The organism is Arenibacter catalasegens (assembly GCF_002909235.1).
GTDB lineage: Bacteria > Bacteroidota > Bacteroidia > Flavobacteriales > Flavobacteriaceae > Arenibacter > Arenibacter catalasegens.
Window position 1 is genome coordinate 268,926 of sequence record NZ_PHQQ01000003.1, and the last position, 12,620, is coordinate 281,545.

5 protein-coding genes are annotated in these 12,620 nt (G+C 38.5%); 2 read left to right on the forward strand and 3 right to left on the reverse strand.

What is annotated here, in order from left to right:
• Positions 1-239: 239 nt before the first annotated feature.
• The 3 genes from CWD90_RS04780 to CWD90_RS04790 all read right to left on the reverse strand — a co-directional run bounded on the left by CWD90_RS04780 (position 240) and on the right by CWD90_RS04790 (position 6,419).
• Positions 240-1,727, reverse strand: coding sequence for an arylsulfatase (locus CWD90_RS04780; protein WP_103474820.1), 1,488 nt, complete (start codon positions 1,725-1,727; stop codon positions 240-242).
• Positions 1,728-1,799: 72 nt separating this feature from the next.
• Positions 1,800-3,359: a RagB/SusD family nutrient uptake outer membrane protein gene (locus CWD90_RS04785; RefSeq protein WP_103474777.1), complete on the reverse strand. Its 1,560-nt coding sequence runs from the start codon at positions 3,357-3,359 to the stop codon at positions 1,800-1,802.
• A gap of 12 nt (positions 3,360-3,371) precedes the next feature.
• A complete protein-coding gene (locus tag CWD90_RS04790; RefSeq protein WP_103474778.1) occupies positions 3,372-6,419 on the reverse strand; it encodes a SusC/RagA family TonB-linked outer membrane protein in 3,048 nt (1,015 codons plus the stop codon).
• Between the two features lie 317 nt (positions 6,420-6,736).
• On the opposite strand from CWD90_RS04790, the gene CWD90_RS04795 reads away from it, so the two are divergent.
• Together CWD90_RS04795 and CWD90_RS04800 are read left to right on the forward strand one after the other, a co-directional pair.
• Positions 6,737-10,825 (forward strand): hybrid sensor histidine kinase/response regulator transcription factor, encoded by a 4,089-nt coding sequence (locus CWD90_RS04795; RefSeq protein ID WP_103474779.1) that lies wholly within the window; start codon positions 6,737-6,739, stop codon positions 10,823-10,825.
• Positions 10,826-11,005: 180 nt separating this feature from the next.
• Positions 11,006-12,466: a sulfatase gene (locus tag CWD90_RS04800; RefSeq protein WP_103474780.1), complete on the forward strand. Its 1,461-nt coding sequence runs from the start codon at positions 11,006-11,008 to the stop codon at positions 12,464-12,466.
• Positions 12,467-12,620 lie beyond the last annotated feature (154 nt).

The following is a 12,620-nucleotide window of genomic DNA, read 5'->3' on the forward strand; positions in this document are numbered from 1 at the left end:
TATTTAATAATTGAAAAATTCGTTTTCAGAAGCAATATACAAGGACAACTGATCACTGTCTTAATTATCATTGTGAATTCTTTTAGAATATTAATTTAAGGCTTATTCCTATTTATTGGTTCCAACTTTGTACTTGTAACAAAAGAAATGGCCACGGTAAATATTATAAAACATAAAGGGGCTTCCCAACACAGAAGCCCCTTTTGCAATTAAAAAACTAACTTAACTACTAACTATTTTTATTCAACATTCAAATAAGTGCCTTGATCAAAGGTAAACACCTCTGAAGGCGTCCTGGCTTCTTCAAAAATATTTTTCATCTCGGCTACGACCTTCGGATAATCTTTTGCAAGATTATTTTCTTCGCCCAAGTCAGTATCAAGGTCATAAAGTTCTATTGGTGAATCTGTCGGACTGAAAACATTGTACTTTACAGCCTTCCAATTGCCCTTTCGAATAGCTTGTCGGCCACCTTTCTCATGAAATTCCCAATATAGATATTCATGTTCTTTTTGTTCTTTTGCTTTACCCAAAAGGGTAGGCAAAAAAGAAACACCGTCTAAAGAAGGGGGAACTTCCATATCAACAATATTCGAAAAAGTGGGAAATACATCCCAAAAGGCCGAAACGTGATCGGTTCTGGTGTTTGGTGCTACATGCCCTGGCCATTTTACGATTAGGGGTACGCGTATGCCTCCTTCATAGAGGTCCCGCTTAGTTCCTTTAAATGGACCGTTGCTATTGAAGTAATCGGGGTCAGCACCTCCTTCGGAGTGCGGACCGTTGTCCGAAGTAAATATGACTATGGTATTTTCAGCAATACCAAGCTTTTCCAATTTGGCCATTATTTCACCTACTTGGTTGTCCAGTATGTGGATCATTGAAACAAAGGTAGCATGGGTCTCTTTCTGTGATTCATAGGGACCTTTACGATACTCTGGTCCATCATCCACTCCTTTATACGCTATTTCCGGTAAAAATTTACCTCTATATTTTTTTAATACTTCCTCTGGTGCTGCCAATTCTGCATGCGGTATGATGGAAGCAACGTAAAGAAAAAATGGGTTTTCCTTGTTGAATTCTATGAAATCCAAGGTCTTTTCATGAATTAATTGGGGTGCATAGACGCCCTTCTTATGTCCTGAATTTTCCTCCAGCACCAAGGAATCATTATTGGCCCACAAATGACGCGGATAATAATTATGTCCCAAGCGTTGACAATTATATCCAAAAAAAGTATCAAAACCTTGGTTTAAGGGATCTCCTTCAGAACCTGGGTAACCTAATCCCCATTTACCAAAAGCCCCCGTAACATAGCCCGCTTTTTTCATGGCTTCAGCCATAGTAAAGGTATTGTCAGGGATTGGATATTGTCCCTCAGGCTGTATTTCCTTATTGCCGCGCACAAAAGTATGGCCTGTATGCATGCCTGTCAACAATGCCGATCTGGAAGGTGCACATACGGTACTCCCAGAATAATGTTGGGTAAAAAGCATTCCTTCCCTTGCCAACTGATCTATATTAGGTGTTGTAAACTTTTGCTGCCCGTAGGCACTTAAATCGCCATAACCCAAATCGTCGGCCAATATGTATATGATGTTCGGTTTCGCTACCTTTTCCTGGGCGCTATTCTTTTTAGATGCGTCTGTAAGCTGCCCCTTGTTTTTACAAGAGAACAACCCAAAAATCAACAGTAAAAGAGTTACTAAATAAGAGAATTGTCTCATAATAAGAATAGTATCAAATAATACCATGGGACAAAGAAAATTCGCCCCATGGTAGTGACTTTTTTTATGCTATTATCTGTATCCGTTATTAGTAGGATCCGACTCCAATAAACTTGGATTTAGTTCCAATTGATTCTGTGGAATGGGCAATAAAACGTGATACGGTTGTATGTTAGCACCGGGGTTATTCCAGGCCCTATGTTGAACCGACTTCACCCTGTCTAACAAAATACCCCAACGAATTAGATCCATACGACGATGTCCTTCGGCACTCAACTCAAATCTTCGCTCATCGTACATGTCTACTCTAAATTGGTCTTGGGACAAACCACTCCAAGGTTGATCTGGCTCAAAAGCGCGTTCCCTTACCTTATTTACATAAGCAAAGGCGTTCCCTGGACCATTGGCTTCGTTCTCTGCCTCTGCAGCCATTAAATACACATCCGCCAAACGAAAAACGATATAGTTTTCAGGGTGATTGGAGCGCAAGGAATTTACTTGGTCCAAATTCCAATTTTTACGGAAGTATGGGAAAGATAATTTCCACCCTAAATATTCACTAACAATGGTGGCATCATAACGTAAATCCCCATCCTGCCAATTCTCTTGCAAAGCAAATTCCGGCAAAGGAACCGACCAACCAAAACCGGTCATATCTTCACTTCTTGTGCGCAAAAGACCTTGAAATATATTAACCTTGGAACCGGAAACCCCGTCTACCACGGTATCTTTATTACGATTCGCAGGTTCGTCCCTAATACGGGGGTTGTAATCGTCTGTTCTTGTAGTAGATAATTCACCAACTAAATCAGCCTCAAAATCGATTACAAAAATATATTCGTCATTGTATTGGTTGCTTGGATCCGATTGATCGAATACATCGGCGTAATTATCCAAAAGTACATGTGGACTTTGATCAATTACAATATCGCATTCAGCCTTCGCCAATGCCCACTCTTTATCAAAAAGATGATATTTAGCCTTAAGGGTTGCAGCAGCCCACTTAGTAGCCCTACCTAAACTACTACCGGAATAAGTGCTAGGCAACAAGTCAAAAGCCTTAGCCAGATCTGTTTTCATAGCGCTTCTTATTTCCGCTTTTGGCGATCTTCCCAGTACAGACCTTTCAGGTACCGGTAATTGCTCATTATAAAAAGGAACATCTCCCCAAAGATTGGTCAAGTGATAATATGCCAACGCTCTTAAAAACAATAGCTCTCCCACTCTTTGATCTCTAGCTTCTTGAGATAAACTTTCATTGCCTTCAATATTTGAGATAAACTCGGTAGTATTATTTACCACACGATATAGTTGAATCCAACTACCATTACCATCTGCCGTACCTTCTTGAATAAGATAATTGTGTATCTCATTGTTCACGTTTCTACTGGCAGCCTGTATATCGGCACCGCTTGTGTAATAATTGTCCAGCCCGCGTTGTCCGTAAAGGTTATTGTTGTGATACAGCCGGTAGACCCCATTTACAGCAAGTTCAGCTTCTTTATCGTTGGTGAAAAAAGCATCCGGTGTAATCTCGTCCCTTAGATCTTCTTCTAGAAACTTATCACATGAGCTCAAAACAATTAAGCCCATAAGTAGCATTAAAAATTTGCTCGTTATTTTAGTTTTCATATCGATTTTTTTTTAAAATTCTAGTTTTACACCTAGGGTTATTGACTTAGCATAAGGATATTGACCTGAAGCAAATCCCTGGGAAACTGAACCAAGTCCACTACCAGCAGTAAAGTTATTTACCTCTGGATCTCCCAATGTAAAGTCGGACCAAAGGAAAAGATTCGTTCCGGTAACATAAACATTCATTGCGCTAAATACATTTCCTAGCCCTTTTGCTTCCATAGGAATATCATAATTCAAGGACATCGTTTTCAATCTCAAATAAGAACCATCTTCTATGTTCAAATCACTATTTACGTTAAATAGACTATTAGACGGTCCTGCCCTCGGAATATCGGAAGTTTCATTTACTCCTGCTATCCAACGTTGCAATACGATAGGATCCACATTTTGTTCACCCCTGCCATAGTATGCTGTCTGTGTTCGCACATTCCAGATTTCGGCACCATAACTGCCATGAAAAAATACATCCAATGAAAGGTTTTTATACGTAAAGGTATTTCTAAATCCTCCATAAAAATCGGGTATCGGACTACCAAGCACCTGAAAGTCTTCGTCATTGATATTGGTATCACCATTTACATCTTCATATCTAGGGCCTCCGATAAACGAGCGACCCGCCCTACCGTCTGCCGTAATCTCTTCAGCAGTCTTATAAGTACCTAAGTATTTAGCCCCTACAAAGGTTGGCAGTGCCTCCCCAACAATTAACCTAGCTGAATTACCTCCTTGATTACCGGTAGATTGCAATGAAATAAATTCTTGATCATCCAACTCCAATATCTCACTCTTGTTGGAGGATATGCTTAAATTGGACTCCCAAGTAAAGTTATCGTTTCTTACATTAATGGTATTAAGACCAAATTCAAATCCCCTGTTTTCTACTGAACCTAAATTCTGTAATTGGGTTGTTGAATTGGCACCTACCTGGCCCGATAAGGCCACTGATAAAAGCAAATCGTCGGTTGTCTTTTTGTAATAATCGGCTTCAAAGGAAATCCTATTGTTCAAAAAGCCCAATTCTAGACCAAAATCCATCTGTTTGGTCGTTTCCCAGGTCAAACCGCTACTCGGTACTTGACCAACAAGCACTCCGTTCACCGAAGAGCCATTAAATACAGTAGTAGTATTGGCATAAGTTGCAATGGAGTTGTAGGCTGCAACACCTTGTTCCCCAACAATACCATAACTTCCTCTAATTTTAAACCTATTTATTACATCGGAATCGTTCAAAAACTCCTCCTCATCAACGTTCCAAGCGGCACCGACCGAAGGAAAAAAGGCATATTTGTTACCAGTCTCAAATACAGAAGATCCATCATATCTACCTACCAATGTGAGTAGGTATTTACTTTTATAACCGTAATTAACACGACCAAGAAAAGAGGTCAAGGTTCGTTGGCCATATCCAGAACCAACCGTTGCTGTTTCTGAATCACCTAATGCCAGGTTGTTGAACGATACCACGTCGTTCGGGAAATTATCAGCCTCGGCAAATGTACTTTCGTTATTATCCTTCTGCCAGGTAAAACCTCCTAATATTTTTATGGAGTGGTCATCTAAATCCAAGTCATAATTAAGCGTATTCTCATTCAAGATACTTTTAGAGAAATTGGTATTGATTCTACCAAACCCACCATTTACACGTTCGGGCAAAATCCCTGGCAAGTAGTTGTTTTGCTTAACATAGTTTAACTGTGCACCAAAAGTAGATTTAAAAGAAAGGTTTTTTGCCAATTCATACTCGGCATAGGCATTAGTTATGATTTGGGTAACCAAGTCGTGATCAACCCTATGTTGTATATCCGCTTCCGGGTTTCGCTCCAGACCGGCACTTATTGGATTTTCAAAAGAGAAACTTCCATCTTCAAGATAAACTGGCCTTGTTGGCAATACGCTTGAAACAATATTGCCATAATCCACTTTATTGTTCTCTATTTTATAATGCGTTATGTTCGTTCTAATACCGGTCTTAAACCTATCAGAAACCTTGACATCAATATTGGTTCGAAAGTTTACCCTTTCTAAACCAGACCCTCTTAGCAATCCCTTTTGATTAAAGTAATTTCCAGAAATAAAATAATTGGCGTTTTCAGAATTCCCAGTAATGGATAAATCAGTATTGGAGATAGAACCAGGTTGCTCTACTAAATCCAACCAATCTGTAGTTGTGGTATTTTCAGGATTCAAAACCAATGGAAGCGAAGTGTCCGTAAACCCGAAACCGTCAGGTCCAGGTACAAACTGATAAGATTCGTTTTTGTAGTCAATGAAATCCCGCCCTCCTAGAATATTGATTCGGTTCGCCGTTTCTTGTAGACTTTGATAATGATTAATGGCAATTACTGGCTTTCCAGGAGCCATTCCCTTACCATTTTTGGTTGTAATCAATATTACACCAGAGGCGCCCCTAGTTCCGTAAATGGAAAGAGCGGTAGCATCCTTTAATATTTCTATAGATGCAATGTCATTGACATTAATCGTATTGAGATTAAAACCGGTACCGGCAATAAAACCATCTATGACATAAAGTGGATCATTATTACCGTTAATAGAGCTATTACCCCTAATACGAATGGTAGAGCCTGTACCAGGTGTTCCATTATTAGAAGTAACCTCTACCCCTGTAGCTCGACCTTGTAAGGCTTGATCTACCCTAGCGACAGGTTGGTTTTCCAATACATCGGATTTTATACTTGATACCGAAGAAACCAAATCCTTTTTGGTAGAGGTACCATATCCTATAACCACTACCTCATCCAAAAGAGAAACATCTTCCTGTAGCACCATATTCACAGTGGTTGTTTTTCCCACTTCAACGTTTTGAGCAATAAAGCCCAAATAACTAAATTCCAGAACAGCACCTTCTGCCGCCTTAATCGAATAATTTCCATCAAAATCTGCGACAGCTCCTGTAGTAGTGCCCTTAACTAAGACATTCACTCCAGGAAGCGGCTGACCTGACGCATCGGTAACAGTTCCGCTAATAACTTGCTGCGCTTGAAGCGACACCATACTGAAAAACAGCAGTAGCAATAAAATTCTTTTTAAATTCATATTGGTATATGTTGGTTAATATTAAACCCGATTATTCCACTACAATCAGCTTGCTGTAAATGTATAATGGGATCTAAGACTATAAATCCCAAATAGGTGCACTTATGTTGCACTTCCTTGTTTTAAAGGCTTAAATGGCTTAAATTGCAACATTATTACCCTTAATTATTGACATGACATGCCCCCGCACTCCTTAATAGACCCGTACATTTATTAACTGTCGAATACGATTTGTTTAATCTGTAATAGCCAAAGTAGGCGGACCATAATAGTACTATGGTTGCTACCTAATAATTTAAGGGTTCAATTTGAAAGCCATGAAGTTCATCACAATTTACTTTTTTGTACTACTATTCCACCTCGGCAGTATGGCCCAGGAAAATAGAACCTACATTCATAAATTGAACATAGATGGCATTCCGTTTAACAGAAAGACCAATGTTGTTTTTGAGGACCACTTTGGGTTTCTATGGCTAGGCACAGATAGCGGACTGTATAGATATGATGGTCATTCCCTAATAGAAAATCAATACGATGTCTTTGATGAGAATTCGATTCCCAACAATAGTGTAAATTCCATTATTGAAGATAATCTAGGAAATTTATGGATAGGGAGTGAAAGCTATTTAATATTCTACGAAAGAAAAACAAACAGTTTCAAAGGCTATTACAAAAACAGCACCAGCACGGTTTTAGGAAAATCCTCGGATGGAACTATTTGGGCCAATTTGAGGAACACTGGAATCGTGAAAATAATTCCAAATGAAGCATTAGAAAAAATTGAATTTCAAACGGAATTTAATTATAAGCAAGAAAGTAGGATTTGGTCTTCTGATAAACAAATCAATCATTTTGCAGAAGACAAGTTTGGTAGAATTTGGTTTGCAACTCCCAATGGCATTATTGTTTTAGGAAATGACAATAAATTAATGGAGTCTGGGTTTAAATTAAGTACCGAGGCCCTAATTAACACAAAAAACAACGCATTTATTGCCACTACAAATGAAGGCATATTTGTTCTTGGCTATGGAAAGGACAATTACCAATTGGAGGTATTAGAAACCTATACAGATTTTCCGGACTCCAGACCAATTCTTACCCAAGTTACCTCACTAATACAAGATGAGGAAACTGGAACACTATGGGTCGGAACCCAGTCCGGCCTAATAAAAGGAACATTAAATAACACCAAATATACTTTTGAGAACATAAATAACTCCAACAATCAGAACGAATCTTCGGAAAGCAGAATCAACTCCTTGGCCCTTGACCAATATAATAACTTATGGATTGCGACGAACAAAGGAGTGAACAAATATATTGGCAGAACTTCCATTTTCGAATATACCAGCATAGATGAGCATTTGACCAATTTCTTCCCTCAATCGTTTATGAGGGAGAATAGCGGAGAGGTTCTAATGACCATAAATCAAAAAGGTCTTTACCGGTTTAAAATAGCCTCAAACACAAGCGAACTACTACTGGGCACCAATGAAAATTACACCGTCGTAAAAAAAGATTATCAAAATAAAGAACTCTTAATCGGGTTTGGTACATCTCTTTTAAAATCTATCAACTATAACAACAAAAGCGAAACTTTGGAAGTAGATACCCTTCAACAATTTTCCAAAGGCATAAAAGACATTATTCCCCTAGATAAAAATGAAATATGGGTAGGCCTATGGGGAGGTGGAATCGATATTGTGAATTCCAAGACAAGTATGTCAGATTTTAAATTAAAAACTATTTCCCTTTTAATGGGAAAGAATGTATCCGTAATGCTTTTAGACCAAATGCAAAACCTTTGGATCGGCACAAGGGGAGAAGGTCTTTTTAAGGTTGACCTAATTAATGAAAAAATAGATACATACAATCCTACCATCAAGGGTGGCCTCTCTTCCAACGCCATACTTAGCCTTTTGGAAACAGGACAAGGAAACTTATGGATTGGAACAAGGGGTGGAGGATTAAATTTTTACGACGCCAAGAAGCAAACCATAAAATCCTATGGCAAAAAAGAAGGCTTATTGTCTACCACCATTTCCAGTATTGAAATGGATATGTCCGGTAATTTATGGTTAAGTACCCATGGAGGGATTTCACGGTTCAATGTCTTGGATAAGAAATTCGTGAATTTTGGAATAGAAGACGGACTAGCAGAAAGTCATTTCATTTTCAACTCACATTCCAATGACGAAGATGGGACACTATATTTCGGCTGTCCAGGCGGTTTTTATAGTGTTCGCACAAAAAATTATCAAAAATCCAACCTTTTGCCCAATACTATTATCACCAAATTCAGTATCCTTGGCAATGAAACTGAAGCATCTAAAATAGAACCAATACCGTCCACACAACCCTACAATATTGCCAACAAAAGGTTGGAATTACCTTTCAACAACAACAATATTGCGATTGAATTCTCCACCTTAGACCTTACCTCCCCTAATAAAAATGAATATGCCTATAAATTGGAAGGCATCAATGATTTCTGGCACTATACCAAGGCTTCAAATAGAAATGCCAATTATAATGACCTACCTCCCGGGAAATTTATATTTAAAGTAAAAAGCTCCAATAGTGATGGCGTATGGAATACGGAGCCAACAGAACTTGACTTCATAATTTCCCCTCCCTATTGGAAAAGTAATTTAGCCTATTTCATATATACTTTGCTCCTAACGATCTTGATTTACATCACATTCTTACTGGTGAAACGATGGTATAAATTGAAGAAAAATTTAGTCGCCGAGACAATCAGCAGAGAAAAAGACAATGAAATTAACCGAATGAAAATGGTCTTTTTTACTGATATTTCCCATGAATTGCGCACGCCTTTGGCCTTAATTCTCGGGACAATTGAAAAAGTAGTCAAGGAAAAGAAGTTTACTTTAAGTCCCCTAACCTCCCAACGCATTTACAACAACACTCTTAGAATGCATAGGCTGATCAATCAAATAATGGACATCAGAAAGTTTGATGAAGGCAAACTAAAACTAAATATTTCCAAAAATGATATTGTAAAAGACATAAGTATCATAAAAAATGCCTTTAACGATTTTGCTAGGATTTACAATATAAAATATGACCTCCTTTGCGAAAAAGAAGAAATTAGGGGTTGGTACGATGTTGACATTTTGGAAAAAATACTTTTTAATCTTTTGTCAAATGCATTCAAGTATACCCCAAAAAAGGGAGAAATCCGTGTTGCCTTTGAATTCGCCAATACCAATGATCTATATTCTATAACAAAGCTTAAAGGAAAAGACAAATACATTAAATGCAGCGTTCGGGATAATGGTATTGGAATCCCTAAAAAAGATTTACCACATATTTTTGATCGCTATTACCAAGCAACAAAGGCCTATAGTAATCAAATTCCTGGCACCGGCATAGGGATGGAATTGGTACAAAAACTTGTAGAGAGACATCATGGTACTATAGGCGTAGAAAGTGAAGAAGGCGTATTCACAGAGTTTACCTTTTTTCTACCGATCAACAAAAATGCTTTCGATAAAAAAGAAAGGATCAATACGGGTAAACCACTGACAAAAAGTTTTATTCACAATTCTGAATTTCAGGTAATTGATGAAATTTCTACTGAATTTGAAGCCAAGTCACAGTCTATCTCCCCTGGTAAACCAAAAATACTTCTCGTCGAGGATAATGATGACCTACGGTTTATGGTCAAAGAGGAATTGAAACATGATTTCTATGTACTGGAAGCCACCAATGGCCAAGAGGGCTACAACATCATTCTTGAAGAAAAACCACAATTGGTCATATGTGACATACTTATGCCCGTTGAAGATGGCATATCCATGCTTAAGAGGGTTAAAGAAAATAATAATGTGAATACCATTCCCATTTTTATGCTGACCGCAAAAAATTCTGAAGAAACAAAAATAGAATGCCTGAGTCTCGGAGCAGCGGATTATATAGAAAAACCATTCAGTCTAGAATTTGTGAAATGGAAAGTAAAAAACATATTAATTTCCCGCCAGGAACTTAAGGAAAAGTATAGCAAAATAATTACCTCTGAACCCTCGGATATTGAAGTGGAATCCAACGAAGAAAGGTTTATAAAAAAACTGATCCAAATCATCGAAGATTCTATGGACGACAATTTGCTAAGTGTAGAATACCTGGCCTCGGAAGTGGGTATGAGCAGAGCCAATTTATACAGAAAACTCCAAGCCATTGTCAACGACACTCCAGTGAACTTTATAAAGCAAATACGGTTAAAAAGGGCGGCCCAATTATTAAAGAAAAACAAGATGTATATTTCGGAAGTGGCCTATATGACAGGCTTTAATAATCAAAAATATTTCAGTAAATGTTTTAGCAAAGAGTTTGGGAAGAGTCCAACCGAATATGCCAAACAATTTTCAACCGAGAAGGCCTAAAAGAAATCCAATATTCAAAAAGACTGGCATAAAAATGTGAAATGAGCACCATTTTCGCCCCTCTCAACATATGAGCCCTGTTTTTGATACATAATCTATCATTAAAGTAATTTCCTTAGGATAATTTTGTTTCAATATTCATTAATTTACCGAATCAACCGCACTGGATTCCTTTCACATATGAAACACATAAAAAACCACCACATCGTTATCACCTTAGTTTTGGTGACTGCCTTTCTATCCTGTAAGTCATATAACGACAACATTACGGATAACACCCTTCCCAATATAGTACTCATTAATGTTGACGATCTAGGCTGGAAGGATTTAGGTTTTATGGGCAGCCAATATTATGAGACACCTAATTTGGATATTTTGGCCAAAGAAGGAATGGTATTCTACAATGCCTATGCCGGCGCTGCAAATTGCGCACCGAGCAGGGCTAGTATGCTTTCCGGACTCAATACACCCCGGCATGGAGTTTTTACTGTAAGTCCTTCGGAACGCGGCAATTCCAAAACCCGAAAATTGATACCCATAAAAAATACGGAACACCTGAATGACACCATTTACACCCTGCCCCAAATGTTGAAGTCGGCAGGATATATCACTGGAAGTTTTGGGAAATGGCATGTAGGTAACGACCCCGCCATACAGGGTATAGATGTAAATATAGGAGGTAGTTCCAAAGGGAACCCTGGCAAAGACGGTTACTTTTCCCCATATAAAATAGACCATATAACCAATGGACCCGATGGCGAGTATTTAACCGACCGTATTACGCAGGAGGCTATCTCTTTTGTAGAAAAATATAAGGACAGTACCTTTTTTCTTTACCTACCCTTCTATACGGTACACACGCCTATTATGGGTAAAGAGGAACTTATTGAAAGATTTAAGGACAAGAAAGGATCCGATGGACAAAATAGGCCAGACTATGCGGCTATGGTAGCCTCAATGGATGAAAATGTGGGCAAATTACTTACTGCACTAAAAAAAACCGACTTGGAAAAAAAAACGCTGGTAATATTTACCTCGGATAATGGAGGTATTAGGGCCATTTCTGAACAAAACCCCTTACGTGCCGGTAAAGGTTCGTATTATGAAGGAGGAATTAGGGTTCCAATGGTGATTAAATGGCCTGGAAAGGTAAAACCTAATTCGAGCTCCATGGCCCGTGTGAGCAATTTGGATTTTTACCCCACCCTGCAACAAATTGCAAACCCTAGGAAGAAGGCTTATGTTTTGGACGGTGTAGATCTGAATCCCATTTTGGAAGCTAAAACCCCAAAAGAAAGAGACCTCTTCTTCCATTTCCCCATTTATCTGCAGGACTATAGCAAAGTCCAAGATCAAGGCAGCGATCCCTTATTTAGGACTAGACCGGGTTCCGTGATTATTTCCGCCGATTGGAAATTGCATGAATATTTTGAAGATAGCCGTTTGGAACTCTATGACCTAAAATCAGATCCGGGAGAAAAAAATAACCTAGCGGAACAACATCCGGAAAAGACCCAAGAACTACTTAAAAAACTCAAAGCTTGGAGAATAAATACGCATGCCCCTGTACCAACACTAAAAAATCCTGAATACGATGCTGTTTTTGAACAAGAGATGATCAAAAAAGTTGATATGAAATAGAGGTGCAAGCCCTTTTTAAATGATTGATGTAGTTGAATATGAACTAATGAATTAGGATTGCAAATTGGGCGCTAGGCCTACACTTTATTATGTATGATTTGTTTGTTCCCAAAAGAAGATATTAGTCCAGTGGATTCCTGCCTGCGCAGGAATG

Coding starts and splice junctions, on each gene's coding strand:
- CWD90_RS04780 (WP_103474820.1), bottom strand. CDS start 1,727: ATGAGACAATTCTCTTATTTAGTAACTCTTTTACTGTTGATTTTTGGG.
- CWD90_RS04785 (WP_103474777.1), bottom strand. CDS start 3,359: ATGAAAACTAAAATAACGAGCAAATTTTTAATGCTACTTATGGGCTTA.
- CWD90_RS04790 (WP_103474778.1), bottom strand. CDS start 6,419: ATGAATTTAAAAAGAATTTTATTGCTACTGCTGTTTTTCAGTATGGTG.
- CWD90_RS04795 (WP_103474779.1), top strand. CDS start 6,737: ATGAAGTTCATCACAATTTACTTTTTTGTACTACTATTCCACCTCGGC.
- CWD90_RS04800 (WP_103474780.1), top strand. CDS start 11,006: ATGAAACACATAAAAAACCACCACATCGTTATCACCTTAGTTTTGGTG.